Genomic DNA, 26,044 nt, shown 5'->3' with positions numbered 1-26,044 from the left:
GATATCGCGTTCCTCAGTGACGCGAGCCAGTTCCTTCTTCAGCCGCCTGATCTCCTCGGCCTCGTCGTTACCCTTGGAGTCCGACCCAGCAAACTTCTTCTTCCATTCATACAGCGAATGCTGGCTGACGCCGAGACGCTGCGAAACCTCAGCAACCGGATAGCCCCGCTCCGTGATCTGCCGCACCGCGTCACGCTTAAACTCTTCGCTGAAATTCGATTTGCTCATGATGCTCTTCTTGCCTCAAAATTAGGAAAGAAGGTGTCTACAAATCTAGGGGCTATTCATATCGAAGCTTGCCGCTCGCTATTCTTCCTACAGAAGAAATCAAAAAATGACCCGTAAATTCTACTATAGGGAGTATGGGGGGCTTTGAAACTCACTTCTTTTCTGCAGGAAATATTTCGAAAAAGCTGCGCCTCCAGCGTATTTTAGAAAGTCACTCGGGCCCTAGATCGTAAAAAATACAAATTGCTCGCGTTCAAAGCTGTCGGACATTGTTTCCAATTGAGGTGTTGAGGCGGATGTTTGCATTGTTGCCTGATTGACAAGCCCGCAGGCTGAAATCTATATCGGCCAAGTGTTGCGAAGGTTCTGGCTTGGAACGTTCTCGCTTATCGGTGAGCAATGGACCGCCCATTGACTGATCGCAGGCATTTTTTGGTTGCATCCCCGATGGTGTCCGTCGGGCCAGTTCAAGGCAGGCAGGTCAGTGAATGCCCGATGTTTTTTTTGATTTATCTGAGCTGTATTTGAACTCCGGCGTGAAATTCAAATATTACGGCATTGCGCGTACGGTGATGGAAGTTGCCTATGAGCTGACTGAAATCGATGCGACCGTTCGGTATGTGATATACTCACCTTTGCATCGAAGGTTCTTTGAAGTTTTTCCCCGAACAGGTGATGCTTCACCTACGGGGGTTCTAGACCCTAATATTCCATCTTCCGCAACGCCTCTTCGGCTTCGTCAAAACCTGTATGATAAAAACGTGTTTAAGAACGCGTTCTACCGTGTTTTGCAAAGTATTGTTCAACATCGCAATAAAAAGCGCTGGGCGACGGTTCCAGCTGGGGCGGTTAAAGAAGTTGATCTCAATGGGAATATGCTTATAGCGCTTGGGCGCCCGAAGATAATGTCTGATTATCTGATGGCTCTTGCAGAAAGTGGTACGAAGCCGATTTTCGTTCCACTTCTCCACGACATGATACCGCTGCATGATTTCAGCCATCGAAATCAGTTTTCATTTCCCAGGAACTTTATCTACGACAATCAGGTGACGATCAAGGCTGCGTCCATGGTCTTGACCAATTCCGAGTTTACGGCGACTGAAGTCAAGCACTTCTCCGAAGTCGGGACATTGCCGCCCGTGCCGGATGTTGTCGCTGTTCCGCTCTGCCATGAATTACGACCGACGAATGAACCGGTCAATAAACGTGGTCCTGAGGACCCATATCTCCTCTGCGTTGGTATCTACAACGGGCGAAAGAATCTGGAGTGCGTTGTGGAGGCAATGCTTTCACTACATCAACGCGGCGTTTCCGTTCCTGAGCTCGTATTGGCGGGTGCGCGTCGCAAGAGAGTCGAGAAATTTCTGAAGAAAGAGAAATTCGCACCTTTGTTCGGAAAGTTTCACTTTGTTTTCAACCCGAACCAGGCGGAGCTACGGGCGCTTTACCAGAAGGCCTATGCCCTTCTTTTGCCCAGCCGAATGGAAGGCTGGGGGCTTCCCGTTAGCGAGGCATTGTGGTGTGGAACTCCGGCCTTGGCCGCAGATGTTCCTGCTTTAAGGGAAGCCGGGGGGGATCTGGCGCGCTACTTCGATCCGGAAAATCCGGAGGAGCTGGCGATCCAGTTAGAGACTCTTATCGAGAATCCCGTCGAATATGCAGCGTTGAAAAGAAACGTCGAACTCTCCAGGCCACAAATGCGCACTTGGAAAGACGTCGCGAGTGATGTGCTTCAGGCGGTCAAAGAAAGAACAATCTAAATAAGTAAAAATTCGGATTAGTTTAGATGCATACTTCTATATTATTTCGAATGATGGTTGTGTGCAGGATGTTGCATCTGGTTTTCTGGTGATGTATTGGGAGGTCTCGAGAGTTTCCTTGTGATTTCTGTGGTGAATTTTTCTGGAAGCAGGACCTCAGCGAATCTTCCGCGGCTATAGGCAGGCCGGAATATTCTTGCAACCAGAATACGTTGTTGGACGTTTGGCGCAATTTGGGTGAATTAGAATGGTAACTCGATTCGATTGAATCGTTTTTTTTGGGGGGCGGGGGCTCTGTAGATTCAGAGTAATTTTTTGGCATTGTCGTTCGTGTGTTCTGCAGATCACACGAAGGCAGGGACAGGAAGAGTAGCTGGTGATGTTGGACTATTTGAGGTTTTCTGAAGTTAAAGTTCTCTGCATCGGTGACGTAATGCTGGATTGCTTTATTTCTGGCGATGTTGGTCGCATTTCGCCGGAAGGCCCGGTTCCCGTGATGTGTGCGCGATCGGAAGAATATTTTGCCGGCGGTGCTGCAAATGTTGCGCGCAATATTTCGTCTCTCGGTGCGAGTTGTACCCTGCTAGGAGCGACCGGCAAAGACAACAATGGAGCCAAGCTGCTCGAATTGTTGAATGCTGTTCATGATGTGTCGGCAGAATTTGTGACCTTGGATAAGCGCCCAACGACGATCAAGACACGCTTTTTGGGTCACGGCCAACAAATGTTGCGCGTCGATTTTGAAGACGCTTCTCCGATTTCGTCGGAAGAAGAAGATCGGGTCATCTCAACCGCGGTATCCTTGATCAGTTCGCACAGCGTTATCATCCTTTCCGACTACGCCAAAGGTCTCTTGAGCGAAAGGGTTGTAAAAGCAATTATTGCGGCCTGCCGGTCTGAGGGAAAACCCGTTATTATCGACCCCAAGACTTCTGATTTTTCCCGCTATGCCGGGGCGGCGATTGTGACGCCCAATCAAAAGGAAACGCAGGCAGTGACGGGCGTGTGGCCCGATACAGATCAGGAAGCGGAATCGGCTGGCGAGTTGATTCTGTCACGTTTTGGAATTGAGGCAGTCCTCATTACCCGTGCTGAGAAAGGCATGACGCTCGTTGAGCGAGGTCACAAGCCCTTCCATATTCGTGCGGATGCGAAAGAGGTCTTCGATGTTGTCGGCGCCGGGGATACGGTGATTGCAGCGCTCGCGGTGGGCCTTGGCTCGCATATTTCGCGCGCTGACGCCGCGCGCATTGCGAATGCTGCAGCCGGTATCGTGGTTGGGAAAAAGGGGACCGCGACTGTCTCCGTTGCGGAGCTTCGAGATGCGTTGTCTCATGATACATCGTCTGGGGAAGTAAGCCCTTCTGATAAGCTTGTTGCTTGGCAGGATATCAAGGCCCTCACACAAGATTGGCGGAGCGATGATCTGAAAGTGGGCTTTACCAACGGCTGCTTCGACATCCTGCATGTCGGTCATATCAGGCTCTTGCAATATGCAAGAGATAATTGCGACCGTCTTATTGTGGGGGTGAATGCCGATAGCTCGGTAAAGCGGCTTAAAGGCCCGGCAAGGCCCATAAATACAGAATTTGATCGGGCAGAATTGTTGGGCGCGCTGGCTTTTGTGGACGCGGTGGTGGTGTTTGAAGAGGACACGCCGCTTGAACTCATCCAGATGATACGTCCGGACGTATTGGTAAAAGGCGCAGATTACACGGTCGATAAAATTGTCGGTGCTGACGTCGTCTTAGGGGACGGTGGCAAGGTTGTTACGTTTGAAATAGTACCAGGGAAAAGCACGACGGCGACAATTGCGCGCAGCCAGGAAAGGGCAGTTTAATGTATATTGTTACCGGAGCTGCCGGATTTATCGGGTCAAACATTGTCGCTGATTTGGAAGCGGCGGGTCTGGGGCCCGTTGCCGTGGTTGACTGGTTCGGCCGCGGTGACAAGTGGCGCAACCTTGCCAAGCGGAATATCGCCGCTTATGTCACCCCTGAGGGACTTTCGGACTATCTTCGTGGCCTCAAGGTGGACGTGAAGGCGGTTATTCACATGGGCGCGATTTCAGCCACCACGGAGGCCGACGTCGACCGGTTGATCGATTTGAACATCAATTATTCGGTTATGTTGTGGGATTGGTGCGCGGAGCGTGGCGTCCCGTTCATCTATGCGTCTTCCGCGGCGACCTACGGTGGGATCGAAGAGGGCTTTGATGACGACGAGACATCCGCAGGGCGCGCAGCTCTTGCGCCGCTAAATGCCTATGGCTGGAGCAAAAAGACGACCGATGATATTTTTGTCGAACGTGTAGCGCGAGGCGAGAGCGCTCCCCCCCAATGGGTTGGCCTGAAATTCTTCAATGTTTACGGGCCTAACGAATATCACAAGGATGACATGCGCAGCGTAGCCTGCAAACTCTTCGACGTTGTGCAGACAACAAATGAGGTCTCCCTGTTCAAGTCCTATCGACCTGATATTGCGCATGGGGAACAGCGTCGCGATTTTGTTTATGTTAAAGACTGCACGTCATTCATTCTTTGGCTTTTGCACAACGGAAGTCGGAGTGGAATATTCAACTGCGGGTCCGGCAAAGCAAGGTCATTCGCAGATATCGTCCACGTCATGGGCGATCTTCTTGGCAAGAAGCTGAATATAAACTTCATTGAAATGCCTGAGGCTATCCGCGGCAAATATCAGTATTTTACGGAAGCAAATATGTCGAAGGTGGCATCGATCGGCTATAACGGTCCGCAATCATCCCTGGAAGAGGGGCTTGATGACTATATTAACTCTTATCTACGGCATGAAGACAGGTATCGCTAAGGTAAATATCTGATCCAAGAGGCGTCTGTTCCTCAAGGAAACTGGGATGAGACTTCCGTAAGAGTTCGTACAGCCTGAAGGTTTTTTGGTGGCGCAGCTATCGATTTGCCAATTCTTTTAGTCAAGTAGTATAGTTAGGAAGACCCTCAATGGTCCAGCCGGGTTTCAAAACCGCTCAGAGTGAATATCTGGAGCTTAAGAAATGGCTTTTCGAAGCGGCGCTTCCTTTATGGTCGTCGGTTGGACGGGACGACGTTAATGGCGGTTTTTTTGAAAAGATCGACAGAGGCGGCGTAGCCATTGAGGCTGCGCGTAGAACGAGGGTCGTCTGTCGACAAATCTACAGCTTTTCGGCTGCAAAAAATATGGGATGGTCGGGGGATGCTGAAGGTCTGGTCCAGCACGGGTGGGATTTTCTTCGCCGCCACTGTTTTAACGCAGATGGTACGTTGATTACGACTGTAGACGCAGTCAGCGAGGTAAAGAAGACCTCATTCGATCTTTATGACCATGCGTTTGCGTTATTCGGTTTGAGTTATGTTGCGGATACTCTGGAGGGGGGAGAAAGTGCCGCCGATGAGGCCCTGCGCTGTCTCGAGGCGATGATATCTGGCTGGAAACATCCGATTGCGGGTTTCGAAGAGGCGAATCCTTCCGTCGTCCCGCTTCGGTCAAATCCTCATATGCACCTCTTCGAGGCTTTTCTTACCTGGCTCGAAAATCCGCGGGTCAAGAATCCCGAACGCTGGCTGTCTTGTCTCAACGAAATCGGAGATTTGTGCCTATCTGCATTTGTATCCGATGAAAACGGGTCGCTTCGTGAATATTATAATCACGACTGGTCGGTGATGCGGGACCATACTCTTGCGCCGATCGAGCCCGGGCACCAATTTGAGTGGGCGTGGTTGCTGGCGAGGTGGGGCAAGATGGTTGGGCGTAAGGATGCCCTGATCGTAGCGCGCAGACTGGTGGAGATTGGCGAGAGAGGGGTCGATGAGTCGCTTTCATTGGCGCAAAATGGTCTTGATTTCAGCCTGAACCCTGCAGATAGAGCTTTTCGCCTATGGCCGCAAACGGAGCGGATTAAGGCTTGGCTTATGATGGCCGAAACGGCGATAACTCCAGAGGATAGAGAAAATGCTTATGCGAAGGTCGCGGATGCGGCCTCTGCTCTGAAGCGTTTTTTCAACGATGTTCTACCTGGCCTTTGGGTGGACCGTTTTGATGAAAAGGGACGTGCGGTGGACGAGCCCGCGCCAGCGTCCTCTCTTTATCATATCGTCTGCGCCATTGAGGAAATGCATAGGCTGCTGGAACCTCACGCACAAAGCCTGCCTGCACTTTTCCTGGATCGTGATGGGGTGATTATAGAAGACACCGGATACCCCGGTAAGGTTGAGGACGTCCGGCTCATTCCGGGGGCGGCGGAAGTTATCAGCTCTTTCAGAGATCGGGGATACCGCGTCTTCGTTGTAACAAATCAGTCCGGCATAGGACGTGGTTATTATGATGATCTCGACTACATCATTTTGCGGGCACATATCGGGAAGTTGCTTCGTGAAGAAGGGGCTTATATTGATGATGAGCGCCTTTGCCCTTTTCACGAAAACGCCACGGTCGAAAAGTATCGGGGCAATCACTATTGGAGAAAGCCGTCTCCGGGAATGATCGAGGATATTGTTGTCCGGTGGAACATAGACAGAAAGCGAAGCGTTCTTATAGGCGACAAACCATCGGATGTAGAGGCTGCAATCGCAGCTAGAATCGACGGTCGCCTTTTTAGTGGTCAGAATTTGATGCGTTTCGCTGAAGAAGAAAACATTTTATGATGGGAAATGTTTTGAAGTCTTCTTATGGGAAAACAGAGGCATGAAAGAAGGCGTCTCCTACGAGGCTTTCGAGGCCTATCTGTCGCAGCAGCGTCATCCGAAATATAGCGGCCCAGCCACATATCAGGCGCTTTTCTATACACTCGCTCTCGAATTGGCGGAGCCACGGGTCGCCGCGTTGTTCGGCTTATGGGAAGAGAACGAAGTAGATTGGATAAAGGCTCAGGGCTGGACGGCGGTTTTGGGCGAGAGTGACGAGATTCTGGCAGACCACCGGGATGATGACAAAAGTCCGACTGCCAATCTCGTGATTTGTCGCTTTATCGATCCCCATCTTGATTCAAAGGCCGCTTATCAGATTGTCTCCAACGCAAAGAGTCGTCTTTCCGCCGGAGGCGTCCTTATCTTGGAAGTAAAAAGGCCGACCGGTGATGTTGGCGTCTCTCCCAGTCAAAGCGTTCGTTCGATCGAAGTTGTTTCCGAATTTATTCTTGCTGGAGCTGAGCGGTATTTAGGCTTTTCTTCGATCGAAACGCGTTACTTTCCAGCAGGTCCAATTGGCGAGGCTGGAACCCCGTTTGTAGCTGCGGTTATTTCGCAGAAATCATACGCTGATGTGGAACATCCTGTCTCGGCTGTCGGTCGGGCAATCAGCTCAATTAACGGATATGCGGATTTAAAAGCTGGTGCCGATTCTGAAGGGACCCTGGCTCTCTCTTTAAAAGAAATAATGTCTGCAATGCGGGACTGGCGCAGTCAGTCGAAGATGAGTGCGGATGTGATTGCAGAGCTTTCAAGCGCTGCGTTGGAAGCAGGAAGTGTTTCACACCGCCTCTCGAAAGCGGAGCGCCGTATACGTCGATTGACTTGGCAGGCTGCTATTTTCTTGCCACTAACTTATCCGTTGTCGGTGATTATTGCGGGAGCCGCCGGATTGGTGGCCCGTATCAAGGAAAAAAAACGCAAAGGTCGTTTCGACACAAAAAAAAAACTCCCATCTGAGCAGTCGGAAATCTCTGATCGGCAGATATTAACGACGTCGCCGCATGCTGCGCATTTTTCCGGCAATGCGGAACCCAGAATACTTATCGTCAAACTTGATCATATAGGCGATTTTATCTTGTCCCTGCCTGCCATTCGGCTCCTTAAGGACGCATGGCCCCATGGGCATTTTACGATTGTCTGTTCGCCGACCAACTCAGGTTTGGCCAAGGCATGCGGTTATTTCGATGAGGTGAAAGAATATAATTTTTTTGCGCAGCTTTCGCAGGACGTTAAGAAGGCTGACATGTCCAAATTTTCCAATATCGGTGACGTGGTTAGGGAGACTTACGATATCGCTATTGATCTTAGGCATGACCAAGATACGCGACCAGTATTGGCTTTTGTCAATGCAAAGATAAAGGCCGGGTACCAGACCCATGGCAAGCAGTTCGTTCCGCTCGATGTCTCGCTTCCCCCAATTCCCGAACGCTCCGGCCTTCACAAAAGCCCTCACAATATCCGCAGGTTAATGCTGCTTTGCAGCCACGTGATAAACTCAGTGAAGCCATTGATGTTCGATGCGGGTGCTGCTCTGATTTCTGCCGGGCACGAAGACTTCATTTGGGCTGGAGCAAAATACGCAATCTTGGCACCCGGTGGTGGGACACTCGCCAAGAAATGGCCAGCCGAAAGATTTGCCGAATTGGCTGTTCGGATCGCCCAAAATCATGATCTAAAAATTGTGGTCCTGGGTGGTGTGCAGGAGAAAGAATATGGTGAGGCTGTTTCAAGAGTTCTTCCCGAAGGACAGGTATTTGATCTGACAGGAAGTCTGCCGCTTGTCGATATGGCAAAGGTTTCAGCGGGTGCCAGGATATTCGTAGGTACTGATACGGGTGCCACTCAGCTTGCGGCTCTTTTAGGTACCCCAACGGTGGCGGTGTTCAGCGGGGTTGCAGATGTGAATCTATGGCAGCCAGTAGGCGCGACAGTAGAAGTCGTGAGGCGACCAATTCCCTGCTCTCCGTGTTACATCGCAAAAATTGAGAATTGCGTACAAGGTCATGCTTGTATGAACGACATTCAGGTGGATCATGTCTACAGATCTGTAGACGGCTTGATATCTGCAACGAGTTAACGCTATCTTTGGTTGATAATATCGCATATATCGCGACAAAGTAGAGAGTGTGTGGTGGCAGTTTTCAAAGCGCTCGAAAAAAAACTCAGACATGCATATAAAAGACGTAAACTTGCATCGGCAGGTATCGTTGAAAATGATGATGGCGCAATACTTATAACAGGTGGACTGGGTGATCTCATAGTGATTGCCCGGTTTATGCGTGATCTTTTGCAGCATTTAGGCGGTGGTGAGTTTTCCATTTTTTATAGCTCACCCTCGGTGGCGGAAATGGTTTTCAGAAGTGTACCTGGATTTAAGGGGGCATATCCGTCGCATTTCTATAAATATGCCAAAGATGTCTGTCTTTATGGGCTGAAAATCAACCAGTTTATATATGTTGAGAAATGGCCAGGTCATCGTGCATTGGCGAATGCAGATACAAAAATATATGAACTTGTACGAATACTGGAGGCTTACGAGAAGAAAATCGAGCCGCTTGATGTCGTACGCGCGCATCACCCTTTTCTCGATGGAACTTTAGGTCGGTACGCGGCTATCAAAGGCCGGTCCCGAAACGATTTCCTGCACTATGTAACGGGTGTTGGATACGGGGGGGATAAATTAGCTCTCAGCCGCGATGAAACGATTTTAGAACGACATGGTCTCATTGCTGGCAGATACATAACGATCCATAACGGTTATGATGAGGCGATGCAGGGCCCCCCTGGACGACGGGCTACAAAAGCCTATCCGGGATGGAGTGATGTGATTTCTTATCTTATGGAAAAGTTTGGCGGAGATTTTAAATTTGTTCAAATCGGCACCGCTAAGACGAGTGAGCCCATCTCTGGGGTAGATGTTGATTTGATTGGTATGACGTCTTTGACGGAGGCTCTGGGGCTTCTGGCGAATACTGCATTTCATTTGGATAATGAGGGAGGCTTCGTACACGCTGCGGCAGCTTTCGGGAAAAGAAGCTGCGTCGTCTTCGGGCCTACGTCGGTTGATTATTTTGGTTATTCCTCAAATTTGAATTTCGCTCCATTGCAATGTGGGGATTGTTGGTGGAGTGAGAAGACTTGGATGATGGCGTGTCCAAAAGGAGATTTGGCTCCGATCTGCATGTCAGCTTATGATGCAGAGGTTTTGGCGCGAAATATCTATAACTGGTGGGAAAACCAGAATATTTCGCCTGGTGTTTAAGTGTTGCAATTAAGGGGAGTGTTTCCGTGGTGAGAGATGAACGTCGAGAAATATTGAAAGATTTATCGGATTTTCGAGTTCGAAATTGTATCTCTCTCAGGGCATTCTCTGCTTTGACGCGTATTATCCGCTACTCCGGCTACAGTAGTGATTTTCCAGCAACTCAGGAATCGTTCTGGATTCTTCATAGAGATGTGCAGGAGGCGCTACGCAATAACAAGCCAGAGTGGATATATAATGACGAACTCAATGTTGAAATCGACGGAGTGCAAAAATCCGTAACGGTTGATATGCGCAATACCCAGTTTATCGGAGCCGATCTAAAAGTTGGCCATTTCCGTAACGGGTATGAACCAGATATTCTGTTTTGTATCGACCGGTTTGTTCCTAATGACGGTGTTTACGTCGATATCGGTGCAAATTGGGGTTATTTCCCAGTGTATCTCTCCGCGCGTTCGGGGTTTTCTGGCCAATGTGTGGCGGTAGAACCTGCTCCACGCGCAAATCGTGATCTTCAACAGATTGTATCGTCGCTGGATATTAGTGATAGAGTTGCTACTCATCCGGTGGCGGTATCTGATAGTTCGGGTAAAGTGCGTATATCTGATGAATTATGGACGGGAAATAATAGTATATCTGGGGTAATCGAAGATACGTCGTCTACCGCCGTCGAGGTTGATTGTACGACGCTTGACGATTTACTTGGAAATGGTGATATTTCTAGAATAGACTTGATAAAAATCGATGTTGAGGGCGTGGAAGACGCAGTTTTGCGCGGAGCGAAGGATACGATTAAGAAATTTGAACCAGTGATTATTTTTGAGAACTGGATCAGCCAATCGGAAGAAAAAACGCTCGCCCCTTTTCTTGAGCTACGCCGCATGTCTCTTGATTATGAGTTTTTTATCATGGAGATGCGGGAGAAAAGTCAATTTACGTTTTCACCCAGCTTCATAGAACTCGATACCAATCGCAGAAACTCATATGATGATAGATTAAATGTAATAGCGTTGCCGTCCAAGAAGTTCGATTTGCTGCTGTAGGATTTCTGATGCTGATATTTGCCGCGCCCCGGTCTAAGCTATTTCACAGTCCGGGGCGCGATTATTAAAAGTGTATTTTAAAAGGGATTTTATTTGAGGGCTAGGAACGCCATCTAGACGGAAGCTTTGACAGCAGATTTACATTTCGCTTTTTTTTTCCATCTCGCTGATGTTGTTTTCTAGATATTTGATACGCTGCCGTGCATCAATCAGTTGAAAATGAATCCTCTGATACACTTTCGCTGCGTCTGTGCCTGCGGCCTCTGGTGGTTTTTCCGCAATAAGATCGCCGACCACCGCCAAAAAGTCTGACAAAGGGCTGGCAATTAGTTTTTCGTAGATTTTGTGCGGTTCTACAACCGGCTCTCTCTTTTTGGTTGCCTTGATGTTTAGAGAGATACCAACATGCTGGCCCTCGTACCTTGGGCACCAGCCATTGGACGCGTCATTAATGTTAGAATTCCACCAATCGAAGTCGCTGAAACCCAGCACCTCGAGTATATCGATTATCATTCCGATCGTGAAACCGTACCTGTGTTGTTCGAATTTATTTACTCTTCCTCCCACGCCATATATCAATCCAACGACGTGAAAAGCACTATCCCCACTCAACAGCATTCGAAGCAATGCCCCCATGTCAGGGATTGCAATTTTCAACTCCCCACCAGGTCGTAAGATTCTGGAAAACTCCGAAAACGCCAAAAAGCTGTCGGGCCAATCGATATGCTCCAGTACGTGGCCAGCAACCACCTCGGAACAGGAATTGTTTTCTACCGAAGACATTTTAGTTATGTCCGCGACGATGTCAGGCATCATCGACGGATCGATATCAACGGTTAAATAGCCCTCAGGTTTGTAGTTCCGGCTGCCAACATAAAGTTTCATAATGTGCCCCTCGCATGCGGTATCTAAGATACCAAAAAAGTAATATCTTAACGACGTTAGCCGCCAAGCGAGATTGCCTCAACGACGGGCGCTTTTTTTTTTCGTATTCTCCCCAACTTCGGTGCATTCGGATAAGCGTTGTGACATATTCAGCTCGATCGCTTTCTATCAAGGTGCCAGCTATGCACCGGCACATAGTTGCGGCCCTATTTCCACATCGCCCGCATCCGCGCACCCACATCAATCCGAATCTGCTGCGCACTGCGTTCCGAAGCGGCGGCCGAAACCAGTGGCCAGGTCATCGTTTCGAAGAATTGCAGCAGGGTCGCCGGTATGAAGCGGGTTCTTGCGGCGTAGACATGCCGGTCGCCCTGCTGGTTCTGCCCGCCGGTGAAGAAGCGTTGCGGCGTGATCAGCGACAGGCTGTCCTTGGCGCGGGTCATGGCGACATAGAGCAGCCGGCGTTCTTCCTCCAGTTCCTGGGTGGTGCCGACACCGAGGTCGGAGGGAATGCAGCCATCGACCACATTCAGGATGAAGACGGAACGCCACTCCTGGCCTTTTGCCGAATGGATGGTCGACAGGCTGAGATAGTCCTCATCGAGCAGCGGCACGCCTGCCTGATCGCTGGTGGCGTCGGGTGGATCGAGCGTCAGCTCGGTCAGAAAGCGCTCGCGTGAGGGGTAGCCGCCGGCAATCTGCTCGAGTTGCAGCAAATCTGCCTTGCGGGTGTCGGCGTCCTCATGGAGGCGCTCGAGATGGGGTTCGTACCACAGCCGTGCCTGCCCGATTTCCCCCGGCCAGCCATTCGGGACCTGCCGCAGGCCCACCAGCATCTGCGTGAAGGCTGTCCAGTCGTCGCCGGTCTTCGGCGGCGGCGGAATTTCAGCAAGGGTAAGCAGCGGCTCGGGGTCCGTCGCGATAGCATCGAGAATATTGCCGGCCTTCTTCGGTCCGATGCCGGGCAGCATCTGCAGCAGCCGGAAACCGGCGACGCGGTCGCGTGGGTTCTGCGCGAAGCGCAACACTGCCAGCATGTCCTTCACATGGGCGCTGTCGAGGAATTTCAGGCCGCCAAATTTGACGAAGGGGATGTTGCGGCGGGTCAGTTCCACCTCGAGCGGCCCGCTGTGGCTGGAGGTGCGGAACAGCACGGCCTGCTGTTTCAGCGTCATGCCGGTTTCGCGATTGGCGAGAATCTGGTCGATGATGAAGTTCGCCTGTTCGGTTTCGTCCTTCACCGTCACGAGCTTCGGGCGCTCCAGTGATTCCCGCTCGGTCCAGAGGTTTTTGGTGAACCGCTCGCGCGCCAGATCGATCACGCCGTTGGCGGCCGCAAGGATCGGCTGCGTCGAGCGATAGTTGCGATCAAGCGTGATGATGTCGGCCGCCGGGCTGAAGGACGCCGGAAAGTCAAGGATGTTTCGCACTGTCGCCGCCCGGAACGAATAGATCGACTGCGCGTCGTCGCCCACCACGGTCAAACCGCGGCCGCCGGGTTTGAGCGCCATCAGCACGGAGGCCTGCAGCCGGTTGGTATCCTGATATTCGTCGACCATGACATGGTCGAAGCGGTTGCCGATATCATCAGCCAGAATGGGGTCGCTGACCATCTGGGCCCAGTAGAGCAGGAGATCGTCGTAATCGAGTACGTTCTGAACCTGTTTTGCCTCCACATAGGCTGCAAACAGTTGCTTGAGTTCACTCTCCCAGTTGGCGACCCAGGGATAATGCTGGCGCAATATGTCCTTGAGCGGCGTCTGGGAATTCACCGCGCGCGAATAGATGGCAAGACAGGTGCCTTTTGTCGGAAAGCGGCTTTCGGTCTTGGAAAAACCCAGCTCGTGCCGGGAAAGGTTCATCAGGTCGGCGCTGTCTTCGCGGTCGTGGATGGTGAAATCGATGTTGAGCCCGATCTGCTCGGCATAGATGCGCAACAGGCGGGCGCCGATGCCGTGAAAGGTGCCTGACCACGCGAGCGCGTCGGTGCGAGCTCCCGAATTGCCGCCAAGGACGTGTTTGCAGATACGCTCCACGCGGCGCGACATTTCCGTGGCGGCACGCCGCGAAAACGTCATCAGCAGGATACGGCGGGGATCGGCGCCATTCACGATCAGATGTGCGACACGGTGGGCGAGCGTATTGGTCTTGCCCGAACCGGCCCCGGCGATGATCAGCAGAGGCCCGGCCGTGTGGCCATCTGTCAGCCCAACGCCATGCTCCACCGCCTTGCGCTGCTGTTCGTTGAGCTTTTCCAGATAGGCAACCGCCATGCGAACAATCCTTGATACCTGCCTGTCCTCAGGGTGAGGACCCGTTCAGAGATGGCAGTTGTCGGAATCGCCGGCCATTGTCTGCCCTGTGGTCGCAATGATTAGCAAAGACTCAAACACCAATCCAGAACAAATGCTGAACGCCTCTTTCCCGTCGTTTAAACGCGGTCAGTGGTGAGATTTATCGTTTCGAAAGGTTGCGTGCAGTTCGTCGGTGGTTGCCGGTTGCCGGGCGTGCCCGATCCCGCACTCGCAGATCAAGTTAGGCATTAGGAAGCGGCGATATTGTTCTGAAATATATTGATATTCTTGATTTTAATTAGTGCATTTTCGCATTCTGCCGCGAAACCTTTGAACCAACCCGGTGATCCGCGAGTTCAATAATCGCGCCTCGGGAGGAGGCGCATTTTGGGAGGACCAGACCATGAAGCATCTGAAACTTTGCCTGATCGCTGTCGCCGCAATCGCTGCCTCGACCTTTGCCCAGGCCGAACAGAAGGCGATGAAATCCGATGTCACCATCGCCTCTGATATCAACTATCTGCTCTACACGCCCAAGGACTACGCCAGTTCGGATAAGACCTATCCTCTTGTCGTCTGGCTGCATGGCGGCGATCAGGGCGGCAGCGACATCGAAAAGCTGCGCCGCAGCGGCCTGCCGAAAATGATCGAAGAAGGCCGCGATTTTCCTTTTCTGGTGCTCTCGCCGCAAAATCCGAGTGAGGAGCTGCTCTATCCGATCGAACGTGTGGCGAGTGTTCTTCAGGCGGTGGTGGCCGATCATCGGGTGGATCGCGAGCGCATCTATCTGATCGGTTATAGCCGGGGAGGGTTCGGCGCATGGTCGATGGCCACGCAATTCCCCGAAACTTTTGCCGCGATTGTCCCGATCGCCGGCGGCGGTATCCGGCATTACCTCAATCGAACGAATGACAGAACAGCCTTCTGGGCCTTTCATGGCGCAAATGACGCTGTGATTCCGCTGTCCGACACGGTGGTCCTCGTGCAACGCCTTCAGGAACTGAAACGAAATGTCCGGCTTACCGTGTTCGAAGATACGGACCATGAAGCGGTCGAAGGGAAAGTGCTGAAGGACGAAGCGATGTGGACGTGGTTGCTTGAACAGAAGCTCACCGGTGAGAAAGCCTCTTCGGGTCCGTGAATCCGGCCTGATCGCTATTTTACGGCTGCTATAGCCGATCCCACCCAAGGCCGCCGCGGGGCAGGCTTTTTGTCAGACCCCGTGGCCTCCCGCAGCAAATGCATCTTTGTCGCTTGACTCAGCGCCCGGAAATAGTGCTAATGCGCATTAGCGGCTAATACGTATTAGCAACGATCGGATGTCGGGGAGGGCATCGGGTGGCCAATCACAAACGCCTCACGCAAAACGACATCGCCAAGCTCGCCGGCGTCAGTCAGGCAACGGTATCGCTGGTTCTGAATGGCGCACCGGCCGCGATTGCCCGCATCCCGGCTGAAACCCGCGAGCGGGTACAGGCGGTCATTCGCCAGACAGGTTATGTCGCCGACCCGATCGCGCGGCGAATGGCCAAGGGGCTGAACCGTATCCTCGGCGTTTTCACCTACGAGCCGGCTTTCCCGAGCGCGCAGGCCGACTTCTTCACGCCGTTCCTGCTGGGTATCGAGGAAGAAGCGCAGCAGCAGGCTTATGATCTTCTGCTGCTGACCAGCGCCGGCGTCGGCAATAACCGCAAGATTTTTTCGGAAGGCAACAGGCTCAGGATCGCCGATGGCTGTCTGGTTCTCGGTCGCGAATTCGACCGCAAGGAACTCGCCCGGCTGGTCTCGGAAGACTATCCTTTCGTCGCGATCGGCCGACGGGAAGATGCCGGTGGGCCGGTTCCTTATGTGGGCGGCGACTATGCCGCGGGAACGCGGCAGCTTGTCGAGGACGCGAGAGCGCTGGGGCACTCGAAGCTCGCTTATATCGGCCCCGATGGCCCGGCGGAATCGATCGCCGACCGCTGGCGTGGTTTCAGTGCGGCGCTCGGTGATGCAGCCACGCTTGCCCTTCATATCAAGGCCGTCAACCGGCCGGCCGACAAGATCCTCGATGCCATCCTTGAAAGCGGGGCGACGGCAGCCTTCTTCATAGAGCTGGCCGATGCCGTGCGTGTCGAAACCCTGGCAAGGGCGCGCGGGCTTGCCGTGCCCGAGGCTTTTTCGATGATCGTGCTTGGCAGCCATATCAGGGCCGCACGCAGCCCGGTGCGCTTCACCTCCTATGAAATTCCCCGCGAGGAAATGGGCCGGCAGGCGACTGCCATGCTGGTCAACCGCATCGAGACCGGCAGTCCGGGTAGCCAAATCCTTCTCAAATGTGAACCCGTCAGAGGGGAAACATTGGGCCCGGCCCCGGCAGCCTCCGCAAACAAGTCCCCAGTCAACAAAACGGATGTGACGACGTGAAAGACATGCAAGCAGATATTCTCGTGGTCGGTGGCGGCCTTGGCGGCGTGGCGGCGGCACTGGCTGCCGCACGGGCCGGAAAGCGCGTTATCATGACCGAGGAATATGACTGGATCGGCGGGCAATTGACCAGTCAGGCCGTTCCGTCGGACGAGCATACATGGGTCGAGCAATTCGGCATCACCCGCTCTTACCGGGCGTTGCGCAACGGTGTGCGGCAATATTATCGTGACCATTATCCGCTGACGGAAGGCGCACGGGCCTGGGGCGATCTCAATCCGGGTGGCGGATGGGTGAGCCGCATCTGCGCCGAGCCGCGTGTCAGCCTCGCGGTCATGGAAAGCATGCTGATGCCCTATATCGGCGCCGGCCGCCTGACGGTACTCAAGCCCTGGCGTCCGGTCGCGGCCGATGTCGAGGGCGACAGGGTTCGCTCAGTAACCGTCCGCCATCGCGACAGCGGCGCTGAAATCGTCATTTCCGCCGATTACATCCTCGATGCCACCGAACTCGGCGATCTCTTGCCGATGACGGGCACGGAATATGCCAAGGGTTTCGAGGCGCAGTCGGACACGGGTGAACCAAGTGCGCCGGCTGAAGTCCAGCCGGACAATGTGCAGGCCGTATCGATCTGCTTTGCCATCGACCATGTCGACGGTGACCAGACGATCGACAAGCCTGACAATTACGATTACTGGCGCTCTTACCAGCCGCACTTCTGGGGCGGGCCGCTCCTCGGCTTCACCGCGCCGCATCCGCGCACGCTTGATCATACCACCCGATCCTTCACGCCAAATCCCGATGACGATCCGCTGCTGGTCGATGCCGACCAGCGCAAGGGCGGCGGCGATGAAAACCTCTGGATTTTCCGCCGTATCGCGGCGCGGAAGAACTTTACGCCCGGTTTCTACAAGTCCGACATCTGCCTCGTGAACTGGCCGATGATCGACTATATGGACGGCACTATCATCGATGTGTCGGAAGAGGAAAAGGCGCGGCATCTGAAAGCGGCGGCGGACCTTTCCTATGCGGTCTTCTACTGGCTGCAGACGGAAGCGCCGCGTCTTGATGGCGGGCAGGGTTTCCGCGGGCTGCGGCTGAGAGGCGATATCACCGGCACCGAACATGGCCTCGCCATGGCGCCCTATATTCGTGAAAGCCGCCGCATCAAGCCGGTCACGCGCATCGTCGAGCAGGACCTTTCCTACACGGTTCGCGGTGACAGGGGGGCTTTCCGGTATCGCGACAGCATCGGCATCGGCATGTATCGCATCGATCTGCATCCATCGACCGGCGGCGACAATTACATCGACGTGCCTTCCTGCCCCTTCGAGATTCCGCTCGGCGCGCTGATCCCGCAGCGCGTGAAGAACCTCATTCCAGCCGGCAAGAATATCGGCACGACGCATATCACCAACGGTTGCTACCGGCTGCATCCGGTCGAATGGAATATCGGCGAAGTGGCCGGAATGCTTGCGGCCCACTGCCTGGAAAAAGGTCTCACACCGCATCAGGTGCAGGAAGAGGACGACCATCTTCATGTCTTCCAGACGGCGCTGACCCGCGAAGGCATCGAAATACGCTGGCCGGACATAGCGGCCTATTAGGACGGCGGACTGCCGTTCGATCGAACCCATCTTTGGAGGAGGACTGGGAATGAACAATCATTGGAAAATGCAATCCACCGCCTGCGCGCTGGCCCTCATCGGCTCGTTTGCGCTCGCAGGAGCCGCAGCGGCGCAGGATGCGATCAAGCTGCGCATGACAATCTGGAGCGCCAACGAGGCGCATCTGAAGCTGTTCAACGACATCGCGGCGGGCTTCAAGAAGGATCATCCAAACGTCAGCGTGACCTATGAGTCCCTGCCTTTCGACACCTATACGACTGCGCTCACGACCCAGATTGCGGGCGGCAATGCGCCTGACATGGCCTGGATTTTCGAGACCTCGGCCTATGATTTCGTCAAATCCGGTGCGCTCTACCCGCTCACCGATACGCTGAAGGCCGCGCCGGGCTATAATCTCGAGGAAGTCAGCGCCGGCGCCACGGAACGCTGGTCGCAGGATGGCAAGCTCTTTGCCTATCCGTTCTCGACCTCACCCTTTGCCGTCTTCGTCAACAATGATCTCATCAAGGCCGCAGGCGCCAAGACGCCGGCGGACATGATCGCTGCCGGCGAATGGACATGGGAGAACGCCATCGCCACGGCCTCTGCCGTCGCAAAAGCCGGCAAGGGCGGGCTTGTCGTCCGTGATTTCAATTACCAGAGCTGGCAATATCTCACCTCGGTGTGGAACGGCTGGGGTGCTTCCCCCTGGAGCGCTGACGGTGCAACCTGCACCATGGCGGAAAAGCCGATGGCGGATGCCGTCTCGTTCATCCACGACGCCATCTTCGAGAAGAAGGCCATGCCCGGTCCGGGCGAGACGGTCGATTTCTTTGCCGGTAATGCGGCCATGACCATAACCCAGATCAGCCGTGCCTCGCTTCTGCCGAAGGACAAGCCTTTCGGCTGGGACCTCGTGCCGCTGCCCAAGGGGCCGGCTGGCGAATATGCCTTGATCGGCCAGGCGGGCATCGGCGTCATGCAGTCCGGCAAGAATGCCGAGACTGCAGCCGAGTTCGTCGCCTACATGACCAATCCGGAAAATTCCGCCAAGCTCAGCCAGTTCTTTCCCTCGGCGCGCAAGTCGCTGCTGAATGCGGAGGTGTTGAAAAAGACCAATCCGCTGCTCAGCCAGGAGCAGATCGAAAAGGTCGTCATATCAGGCATCGCCACCGGCAAGGTGATGCCCGGCCATACCGGCTTTGCGCAGATACAGCAGATCGTGCGCTCGAACCTTGACGCGGTCTGGCGGCCGGAGGCCGATGTCGCGGGGGCGCTTCAAAAAATCTGCGGCCAGATCGGGCCGCTCCTGAAGCGCTGAGGAGAAAGCCATGGCTGTCGCGCAGGAAGTTACCCGTCGTCCAGATCGCCCGGTATCGGCGTTCTGGACCATCGCGCGGCGCGACAGCCTCGCAGGCTTTCTGTTCATCGCCCCGCAACTGATCGGGATCGTCATCTTCGTGCTGATCCCGCTCGGGCTGGTGTTCTGGTATTCGCTGCATGAGTGGAACGTGCTCGCCAATACCTTCACCTATACCGGTACGCAGAACTACCGGATGTTGATGGAGGACGGCAATCTTCGTGAGGTGCTGGGCGCGACCGCGATCTTCTCCGCCGGGCTTGTCGTGTTCAACCTGTCGCTGGCGCTGCTGCTTGCCGTGCTGCTCAATCAGAAACTTGCCGGCATTGCGATCTTCAGAACCCTGTTCTTCTCGCCGGTGGTCGTTTCGCTGGTCGCCTGGACGATTGTCTGGGGTTTTCTGTTGCAGAAGAACGGTGGCATCAACGGCATGTTGCTGATGATCGGCATCGAGGGGCCCAATTGGCTGCGCGAGGAGACGACAGCGATGATTTCTGTCATCGTCGTGCAGGTCTTCAAGAATGTCGGGCTCAACATGATCCTGTTTCTGGCGGCCCTTCAGGGCGTGCCGAAGGAACTCTACGAGGCGGCCCGCATCGACGGTGCGCCCGCCTTCAAGCAGTTTCGTCGCATCACCCTGCCGCTGATCAGCCCCACTATCCTGTTGACCTCGATCATCACCATCGTCGGCTCGCTGCAGGTGTTTGCGCAGATTGCGGTTCTCACCCAGGGCGGGCCGGGTCTCTCGACCACGGTGCTGGTTTATTACCTCTATCAGCAGGCTTTCCAGTTCCATTTCTTCGGTTATGGCTCGACGCTGTCCATCCTGCTGTTCCTGATCGTCGCGGTATTGACCTTCGCCCAGTGGCAGATGCGCAAGAGGATCGTCTTTTATGAAAGCTGACCTTTCCCCCCGCATGCAGGTGGTGCTTTACGGGCTGTTGTGCGTGCTGTTGATCCCGTTCGTCTTTCCGACCTGGTGGATGGTGACATCGTCGATCAAGCCGATCAGCGACATCTTCGCCTTCCCGCCGCAGTTCTTTCCGCAAAACCAGGATTGGACGACCTATTCGAAGGTATTCGAGTTGCAGCCCTTCGTGCGGCAATACTGGAACTCCGCCTATATTGCCGCTGTCGTGACGATTGGCACGATGATCGTCTCCTCCATGGCGGGATATGCTTTTGCGCGGATCCGGTTTCCGGGCGCCAATGCCATCTTCATGATCGTGCTGCTTGGCCTGCTCATCCCCTCGGAAGTGACGATCGTGCCGCTGTTCCAGATGTTCCTGAAGGCCGGCATGGTCAACACCCACTGGCCGCTGATCCTTGTTCCGATCTTCGGCGCGCCAAGTGTCTTCGCCACCTTCGTCATGCGGCAGTTTTTCGTGACGCTGCCGGGCGAGTTGGAAGAGGCGGCGCGTGTCGACGGTCTCGGGCGTTTCAAGATTTTCCGCAAGATTGCGCTGCCGCTCGCCAAACCGGCGCTGGCGTCGGTCGCAATCTTCACCTTCCTGCATTCCTGGAACCTGTTCCTCGAGCCGATCGTCTTTCTTTCCAGCGCCGAGATGTTCACGCTGCCGCAGGCGCTGACCCAATATACCGACGCCTATGGCGGGCCGATGTGGAACATCCAGCTTGCCGCAGCGACGCTCACCGCGCTGCCCGTGCTCATCGTCTTCGTGATTGCCCAGAAGCAGTTCGTCGAAGGCCTCGCCCATACCGGCCTCAAGGGCTGAAGAACCGGAATTGATTGATGGCTAACGTTACCCTGTCCGACATCCGCAAAAGCTATGGCGCGGTGAAAACCATTCACGGCGTCGATCTCGACATCAGGGATGGCGAATTTGTCGTCCTTGTCGGCCCCTCCGGCTGCGGCAAGTCCACATTGCTGCGGATGATAGCCGGTCTTGAAACGATTACCGGCGGCGAACTCAGGATCGGCGAGCGGATCGTCAACGATCTCGACCCGAAGGACCGCGATATCGCCATGGTATTCCAGTCCTATGCGCTTTACCCGCATATGACGGTCGCCAGCAATATGGGCTTCTCGCTGGAGCATCGTGGTTCGAGCAAGCAGGAGATCGCCGAGAAGGTGAACTGGGCAGCTGATATCCTTGGCCTCACACCGCTGCTTGACCGTTATCCGCGCCAGCTTTCCGGCGGCCAGCGCCAGCGTGTCGCGATGGGCCGGGCCATTGTTCGCAATCCGCAGGTGTTCCTGTTCGACGAACCCCTGTCCAATCTCGATGCGAAATTGCGCGTCGTCATGCGTGGCGAGATCAAGGCGCTGCACCAGAAGCTCAAGACCACCACGATCTATGTAACGCATGACCAGGTGGAGGCGATGACCATGGCGGACAGGGTCGTGGTCCTGAATGGCGGCAGGGTCGAGCAGGTCGGCACGCCGCTTGAACTTTACGACCGTCCGGCAAATCAGTTCGTCGCCGGCTTCATCGGATCGCCATCGATGAATTTTCTGTCCGGGACGATATCGGCGGGCGGTTTTGAAACCGGGGGTGTGGTTTTGCCCCCGCCGGCTACTGCGGCCGGTCTGGCGGGAAGAGGGGCCGTCTATGGTATCCGCCCGGAGCACTTCTCACTCGATGTGTCCGGTGTACCGGCGGAGATAATGCTCGTCGAACCGCTGGGATCGGAAACGCAGGTCACCATGGAACTCGGCGGCTCTAGGGTGCTCGGCGTCTTTCGTGAACGCATAGGGCAGGTCGTTGGCGACGAGATAAGGGTTTCGCCAGCGCTCGACTGCATCCATCTGTTTTCGGATGAAAACGGAGATCGGCTGAACTGATTGTCGCGTCCGCGGCTGGCGCGAGCCGCAGACCCTATGTCCATCCGGAGGAAGCTCCGTCGCGGTTCAGGCTATTGCCGACCATGTCGCGACGGAGGATTTCAGAGAAAACTGCTTTCGAACAGCTCGCCTGAATAGGCCGAATGGGTAACGCCCGCTTCAAGATCGGCCTTGGTCAACTCATCGACAAAAACGCCGTTCTGCATGACCAGCACGCGGTCGCACATATGGGCGATGACCGCGAGGTCGTGGCTGACGAGAACAAAGGTCAGGCCGTGTTCTTCGCGCTGGTCGGCAAGCAGGTTCAGGATTTCGGCCTGGATGGAGACGTCGAGCGCGGATGTCGGCTCATCGAGCAGCAGGATCGGCGGCTCGAGGATCAGCGCGCGGGCAATTGCCACGCGCTGGCGCTGGCCGCCGGAAAGTTCGTGCGGGAAGCGCTCGGCGAAATGTGCGGGCAGGCCCACCTGCTGCAGGGCGGCGGGAACCTTCGACCAGCCATCGCCAAGGCCCATCGCGCGGATCGGTTCGGCGAGCGCCCGGCCGATGCGGTGGCGTGGATGCAGCGAACCATAGGGGTCCTGAAATACCATCTGCGCCAGCTTCAGTTCGTCGGGGCTGCGGGTCTTGCCAACCGGTTTGCCGTTAAAGCTGATCGAGCCGGTCCAGCCGGCTTCCAGCCCCGCCAGCGACCGCAGCAAGGTCGACTTGCCGCAACCGCTCTCGCCGACGATACCAAGGGTCTCGCCTTTGTTGACCATGAGGCTGACGCCGCGCACGACGTGATTGCGGTTTTCCTTGGTGCCGTAGACGACGTCGAGCTTGTCTACCGTGATCATCGCATCACCTCCGCATCGATTGCCTGACGGTCCAGCACCTTGAGACGCCGCACCGGATTGCGGGGATCGGGCATCGCCGCAATCAGGCCGCGCGTATAGGGATGCTGCGCATCCTCCAGCTTGGTCAACGTCTCCACGACGCGCCCGCCATACATGACCAGTACGCGTTCGCAGAAGGCCGCGACCATGCGGATGTCATGGCTGATGAGGATCAGGCCGGAATTATTCTCGCGCACCATCTCGTCCAGAAGCAAAAGCACATCCTTGCGCACGCTGACATCGAGGGCCGAGGTCGGCTCATCGGCAATGACCAGCTTCGGCTTGGCGAGCAGCATCATGGCGATCATCACGCGCTGGCCCATGCCGCCCGATATCTGGTGCGGATAAAGCGCCATCACGCGGTCGGGATCGTTGATGCGCACGCGCAGCAACATGTCGCGGGCAGCACCTCTCGCCGCCTTGCCGGTCAGCGCCAGATGCAGTTCGGCTGCCTCCGCCACCTGCTTTCCGATCGGCAGCACCGGGTTCAGCGAGTAACGCGGATCCTGCATGATCAGCGCCATCTCGCTGCCGCGGATCGCGCCCATCTGCCGTTCGGATTTCTCGAGGAGCGGTTCGGAGAGAAAGTCCATCCGCTCCGCCGTCACCGTGGCGCTTTTCGGCAGGAGCCGCATGGCGGCGCGACCGGTGGTGGATTTTCCGGAGCCGGATTCACCAACGATACCGACCCTTTCGCGCCCGACGTCGAAATTGACGTTGGACACGGCCGGAATGGTGTTGCGGCCGAAACGGACATTGAGGTCGCGGACCGAAAGGATGGGGGAGCTATCAGGAACGGGCATGACGCGGATCCAGGAGGTCGCGCAGCGTATCGCCGGCGATGTTGAAGGCAAGGCTCGTCAGCAGGATGGCGATGCCGGGCATGACGGCGACCCACCAGTAATCGAGCATGAACTTGCGGCCGCTGGAGATCATCGCGCCCCATTCCGGCAGCGGCGGCTGGGCTCCTAGACCAAGGAAGCCGAGTGAAGCGGCGGTCAGGATGATGCCGGCCATATTCAATGTCAGGCGAACGATGACCGAGGGAATGCACATCGGCGCAATGTATAAAAACAGGATGCGCAGCGGCGAGGCGCCATAGAGACGGGCGGCGGCGACATAATCGGTATTGCGCACGACAAGCGCTTCCGCACGGGCAAGACGCGCAATCGGCGGCCATGCGGTCAGCGAGATCGCAATGATCGCCGTGCCGAGACCGGCGCCCATGGCGGCCGCAAAGGCAAGCGCCAGCACGAGCGACGGGAAGGACAGGACGATATCGGTCGCGCGCATCAGGATCGCGTCGGTTCTGCCACCGAAGAAACCGGCCATCACGCCAATGGCAAGGCCGATCGGACCAACGATGATCGAGACTGACAAAACCGTCTGGATGGTGATGCGGGTGCCGTAGACAAGCCTGCTGAAAATGTCGCGGCCGAATTCGTCGGTTCCGGCCAGATGCGCCCAGCTGGGAGGCTGGAGCGCGTTTTCGAGCGCCTGACGGGCAGGATCGTAAGGCGCGATGAGCGGGGCGAAAATGGCGACCACGACCAGAATGGCCAGAATGGCGAAGCCGAACATGCCAAGCGGTTCGTCAGCGAGCTTTCGAAGCGTCCGCATGGTGGTGGTCGACAGGCGCGACAGGGCGCTGGGTCGATCAACAGTATTGTTATGCGCGATATCGGTCATCGGGCGGCCTCCCGTGTACGGGGATCAAGCGTGGTATAGGCCAGATCGGCGAAGAAGTTGAGCAGCATGAATATGAAGCCGATAACGATCGTGGCGGCCAGAATTGCATTCATGTCGCCGATGAGCAGCGCATTCGTCATGTACTGGCCGATGCCAGGCCAGGAGAAGACGATCTCCGTGACCACGGCGCCTTCCAGCAGGTTTCCATAGGAGATCGCCAGGACGGTGATGAGCTGCACGGCGATGTTGGGCAGCACATGGCGAGTTATGGTGCGTGCTGGGCTGACGCCCTTTGCCCGTGCCGCGATGACATAGTCCTGGCTGAGCTGTTCGAGGGTGAAGGCCCTCGTCATGCGGGTGATGTAGGCCATGGCCATATAGGCGAGGATGATGGCGGGCAGGATGATGTGTCCAAGCGCGTTCCAGAAGATTTCCGTCTCGCCCGCAAGGAGGGTGTCGATGAGCATCAATCCCGTCTTGGGTTCCACAAGGCCTTCGTAAAAGACATCGACCCGGCCGGGGCCCGCGACAAGGTTGAGGTTTGCGTAGAAAATCACCAGCCCGACGATGCCGAACCAGAAGACCGGTATCGAATGCCCGACAAGCGCAAAAACGCGCGCGAACTTGTCGATGAAGGTATCGCGGAAGAGGGCGGCGGCAAGACCGAGCGGGACACCGACGACCGTCGAGATGATGATCGCCAGCGTGGCGAGTTCGAAAGTGGCGGGGAAGGCCTGCGCAAGATCCCGGGTCACCGGATTGCCGGTCAGGATCGCAATACCGAAATCGCCATGCAGCAGGCCGCGCAGGTAGATGAAGAACTGCTGGTAAAGCGGCAGATCAAGCCCCAGCCGCGCTCGCATGGCCTCATAGGCCTTGGGGTCGGCAAGTTCGCCGACGATCGCCCCGACCGGATCGGTCGGCATGACCCGGCCGATGATGAAGGTGATGCAGAGCAGGATGAAGAGGCTGACGATCAGTTGCAGAAAACGATGTCCAAGCCCGCGCAGTGAGATCTCCGTCATTGCTGGCCGTACTTCCCTGCAAGAACGCCGTCAGCGGTGAAGCCTTTGCACGCTGCTCGCCGCAGACGCGCAATTCTCCTTTGCAAAAACTCTCGATG

21 protein-coding genes are annotated in these 26,044 nt (G+C 55.4%); 14 read left to right on the top strand and 7 right to left on the bottom strand.

Translation table 11 applies throughout. The features are described from left to right. On the bottom strand, nucleotides 1-228 hold a 228-nt coding region (locus tag CFB10_RS20095), incomplete at its 3' end, for a transposase (protein WP_020008882.1). A gap of 488 nt (nucleotides 229-716) precedes the next feature. On the opposite strand from CFB10_RS20095, the gene CFB10_RS20090 reads away from it, so the two are divergent. From CFB10_RS20090 to CFB10_RS20060, 7 genes are all read left to right on the top strand, one after another. After that, nucleotides 717-1,988: a glycosyltransferase family 1 protein gene (locus tag CFB10_RS20090; protein WP_020009760.1), complete on the top strand. Its 1,272-nt coding sequence runs from the start codon at nucleotides 717-719 to the stop codon at nucleotides 1,986-1,988. Between the two features lie 379 nt (nucleotides 1,989-2,367). Then, entirely contained in the window at nucleotides 2,368-3,828 is a 1,461-nt protein-coding gene (gene rfaE1 / locus CFB10_RS20085; RefSeq protein ID WP_020009761.1) for a D-glycero-beta-D-manno-heptose-7-phosphate kinase, read from the top strand. Further along, entirely contained in the window at nucleotides 3,828-4,814 is a 987-nt protein-coding gene (gene rfaD, locus CFB10_RS20080) for an ADP-glyceromanno-heptose 6-epimerase (protein WP_020009762.1), read from the top strand. Before rfaE1 ends, rfaD begins: the two co-directional genes overlap by 1 nt. A gap of 149 nt (nucleotides 4,815-4,963) precedes the next feature. After that, the gene (locus CFB10_RS20075) at nucleotides 4,964-6,643 is read left to right on the top strand and encodes an HAD-IIIA family hydrolase (protein WP_020009763.1); all 1,680 of its coding nucleotides are present in this window, start codon (nucleotides 4,964-4,966) and stop codon (nucleotides 6,641-6,643) included. A gap of 40 nt (nucleotides 6,644-6,683) precedes the next feature. Next, nucleotides 6,684-8,765, top strand: coding sequence for a glycosyltransferase family 9 protein (locus CFB10_RS20070; RefSeq protein WP_020009764.1), 2,082 nt, complete (start codon nucleotides 6,684-6,686; stop codon nucleotides 8,763-8,765). Between the two features lie 54 nt (nucleotides 8,766-8,819). Continuing rightward, nucleotides 8,820-9,950, top strand: coding sequence for a glycosyltransferase family 9 protein (locus tag CFB10_RS20065; protein WP_141097739.1), 1,131 nt, complete (start codon nucleotides 8,820-8,822; stop codon nucleotides 9,948-9,950). 26 nt (nucleotides 9,951-9,976) lie between these two features. Next, the gene (locus CFB10_RS20060) at nucleotides 9,977-10,993 is read left to right on the top strand and encodes an FkbM family methyltransferase (RefSeq protein WP_141097738.1); all 1,017 of its coding nucleotides are present in this window, start codon (nucleotides 9,977-9,979) and stop codon (nucleotides 10,991-10,993) included. Nucleotides 10,994-11,131: 138 nt separating this feature from the next. Here CFB10_RS20060 and CFB10_RS20055 read toward each other — a convergent pair whose 3' ends face one another. Together CFB10_RS20055 and CFB10_RS20050 are read right to left on the bottom strand one after the other, a co-directional pair. Continuing rightward, the gene (locus CFB10_RS20055) at nucleotides 11,132-11,878 is read right to left on the bottom strand and encodes a methyltransferase domain-containing protein (RefSeq protein ID WP_020009768.1); all 747 of its coding nucleotides are present in this window, start codon (nucleotides 11,876-11,878) and stop codon (nucleotides 11,132-11,134) included. A gap of 206 nt (nucleotides 11,879-12,084) precedes the next feature. Next, nucleotides 12,085-14,151, bottom strand: coding sequence for an ATP-dependent helicase (locus CFB10_RS20050; protein WP_020009769.1), 2,067 nt, complete (start codon nucleotides 14,149-14,151; stop codon nucleotides 12,085-12,087). A 424-nt stretch (nucleotides 14,152-14,575) separates the two neighbouring features. On the opposite strand from CFB10_RS20050, the gene CFB10_RS20045 reads away from it, so the two are divergent. The 7 genes from CFB10_RS20045 to CFB10_RS20015 all read left to right on the top strand — a co-directional run bounded on the left by CFB10_RS20045 (nucleotide 14,576) and on the right by CFB10_RS20015 (nucleotide 22,354). Beyond that, entirely contained in the window at nucleotides 14,576-15,313 is a 738-nt protein-coding gene (locus tag CFB10_RS20045) for a prolyl oligopeptidase family serine peptidase (RefSeq protein ID WP_020009770.1), read from the top strand. Nucleotides 15,314-15,510: 197 nt separating this feature from the next. Continuing rightward, nucleotides 15,511-16,581: a LacI family DNA-binding transcriptional regulator gene (locus CFB10_RS20040; protein ID WP_020009771.1), complete on the top strand. Its 1,071-nt coding sequence runs from the start codon at nucleotides 15,511-15,513 to the stop codon at nucleotides 16,579-16,581. Between the two features lie 5 nt (nucleotides 16,582-16,586). After that, nucleotides 16,587-18,188 carry an FAD-dependent oxidoreductase gene (locus tag CFB10_RS20035; protein ID WP_020009772.1) on the top strand — a complete coding sequence of 534 codons (1,602 nt, stop codon included), beginning with the start codon at nucleotides 16,587-16,589 and terminating at the stop codon, nucleotides 18,186-18,188. 49 nt (nucleotides 18,189-18,237) lie between these two features. Then, the gene (locus tag CFB10_RS20030; RefSeq protein WP_020009773.1) at nucleotides 18,238-19,509 is read left to right on the top strand and encodes a sugar ABC transporter substrate-binding protein; all 1,272 of its coding nucleotides are present in this window, start codon (nucleotides 18,238-18,240) and stop codon (nucleotides 19,507-19,509) included. 10 nt (nucleotides 19,510-19,519) lie between these two features. Further along, nucleotides 19,520-20,452, top strand: a complete 933-nt coding sequence (locus tag CFB10_RS20025; RefSeq protein ID WP_020009774.1) for a carbohydrate ABC transporter permease — start codon at nucleotides 19,520-19,522, stop codon at nucleotides 20,450-20,452. Next, entirely contained in the window at nucleotides 20,442-21,284 is an 843-nt protein-coding gene (locus CFB10_RS20020; protein WP_020009775.1) for a carbohydrate ABC transporter permease, read from the top strand. Before CFB10_RS20025 ends, CFB10_RS20020 begins: the two co-directional genes overlap by 11 nt. A 17-nt stretch (nucleotides 21,285-21,301) precedes the next feature. Continuing rightward, entirely contained in the window at nucleotides 21,302-22,354 is a 1,053-nt protein-coding gene (locus CFB10_RS20015) for an ABC transporter ATP-binding protein (protein WP_020009776.1), read from the top strand. 101 nt (nucleotides 22,355-22,455) lie between these two features. On the opposite strand, the gene CFB10_RS20010 is transcribed toward CFB10_RS20015, so the two are convergent. The 4 genes from CFB10_RS20010 to CFB10_RS19995 are packed head-to-tail and all read right to left on the bottom strand — an operon-like array spanning nucleotide 22,456 to nucleotide 25,946. Further along, the gene (locus tag CFB10_RS20010) at nucleotides 22,456-23,193 is read right to left on the bottom strand and encodes an ABC transporter ATP-binding protein (protein WP_020009777.1); all 738 of its coding nucleotides are present in this window, start codon (nucleotides 23,191-23,193) and stop codon (nucleotides 22,456-22,458) included. Further along, nucleotides 23,190-24,035 carry an ABC transporter ATP-binding protein gene (locus tag CFB10_RS20005; protein ID WP_003505590.1) on the bottom strand — a complete coding sequence of 282 codons (846 nt, stop codon included), beginning with the start codon at nucleotides 24,033-24,035 and terminating at the stop codon, nucleotides 23,190-23,192. The genes CFB10_RS20010 and CFB10_RS20005 overlap by 4 nt, the downstream gene beginning before the upstream one ends. After that, nucleotides 24,022-24,921 (bottom strand): ABC transporter permease, encoded by a 900-nt coding sequence (locus CFB10_RS20000; protein ID WP_020009778.1) that lies wholly within the window; start codon nucleotides 24,919-24,921, stop codon nucleotides 24,022-24,024. The genes CFB10_RS20005 and CFB10_RS20000 overlap by 14 nt, the downstream gene beginning before the upstream one ends. Then, the gene (locus tag CFB10_RS19995) at nucleotides 24,918-25,946 is read right to left on the bottom strand and encodes an ABC transporter permease (protein WP_003505592.1); all 1,029 of its coding nucleotides are present in this window, start codon (nucleotides 25,944-25,946) and stop codon (nucleotides 24,918-24,920) included. The genes CFB10_RS20000 and CFB10_RS19995 overlap by 4 nt, the downstream gene beginning before the upstream one ends. Nucleotides 25,947-26,044: the final 98 nt, after the last annotated feature.

Origin of the sequence: Agrobacterium sp. 719_389, assembly GCF_900188475.1 — a bacterium.
In the GTDB taxonomy this organism is placed as follows: Bacteria; Pseudomonadota; Alphaproteobacteria; order Rhizobiales; family Rhizobiaceae; genus Agrobacterium; species Agrobacterium radiobacter.
This window is presented reverse-complemented; position numbering and strand designations above follow the sequence as displayed.

Coding starts and splice junctions, on each gene's coding strand:
- rfaE1 (WP_020009761.1), top strand. CDS start 2,368: ATGTTGGACTATTTGAGGTTTTCTGAAGTTAAAGTTCTCTGCATCGGT.
- CFB10_RS20055 (WP_020009768.1), bottom strand. CDS start 11,878: ATGAAACTTTATGTTGGCAGCCGGAACTACAAACCTGAGGGCTATTTA.
- CFB10_RS20030 (WP_020009773.1), top strand. CDS start 18,238: ATGAACAATCATTGGAAAATGCAATCCACCGCCTGCGCGCTGGCCCTC.
- CFB10_RS20090 (WP_020009760.1), top strand. CDS start 717: ATGCCCGATGTTTTTTTTGATTTATCTGAGCTGTATTTGAACTCCGGC.
- CFB10_RS20005 (WP_003505590.1), bottom strand. CDS start 24,035: ATGCCCGTTCCTGATAGCTCCCCCATCCTTTCGGTCCGCGACCTCAAT.
- CFB10_RS20035 (WP_020009772.1), top strand. CDS start 16,587: ATGCAAGCAGATATTCTCGTGGTCGGTGGCGGCCTTGGCGGCGTGGCG.
- CFB10_RS20015 (WP_020009776.1), top strand. CDS start 21,302: ATGGCTAACGTTACCCTGTCCGACATCCGCAAAAGCTATGGCGCGGTG.
- CFB10_RS20045 (WP_020009770.1), top strand. CDS start 14,576: ATGAAGCATCTGAAACTTTGCCTGATCGCTGTCGCCGCAATCGCTGCC.
- CFB10_RS20000 (WP_020009778.1), bottom strand. CDS start 24,921: ATGACCGATATCGCGCATAACAATACTGTTGATCGACCCAGCGCCCTG.
- CFB10_RS19995 (WP_003505592.1), bottom strand. CDS start 25,946: ATGACGGAGATCTCACTGCGCGGGCTTGGACATCGTTTTCTGCAACTG.
- CFB10_RS20050 (WP_020009769.1), bottom strand. CDS start 14,151: ATGGCGGTTGCCTATCTGGAAAAGCTCAACGAACAGCAGCGCAAGGCG.
- CFB10_RS20020 (WP_020009775.1), top strand. CDS start 20,442: ATGAAAGCTGACCTTTCCCCCCGCATGCAGGTGGTGCTTTACGGGCTG.
- CFB10_RS20010 (WP_020009777.1), bottom strand. CDS start 23,193: ATGATCACGGTAGACAAGCTCGACGTCGTCTACGGCACCAAGGAAAAC.
- rfaD (WP_020009762.1), top strand. CDS start 3,828: ATGTATATTGTTACCGGAGCTGCCGGATTTATCGGGTCAAACATTGTC.
- CFB10_RS20075 (WP_020009763.1), top strand. CDS start 4,964: ATGGTCCAGCCGGGTTTCAAAACCGCTCAGAGTGAATATCTGGAGCTT.
- CFB10_RS20070 (WP_020009764.1), top strand. CDS start 6,684: ATGAAAGAAGGCGTCTCCTACGAGGCTTTCGAGGCCTATCTGTCGCAG.
- CFB10_RS20025 (WP_020009774.1), top strand. CDS start 19,520: ATGGCTGTCGCGCAGGAAGTTACCCGTCGTCCAGATCGCCCGGTATCG.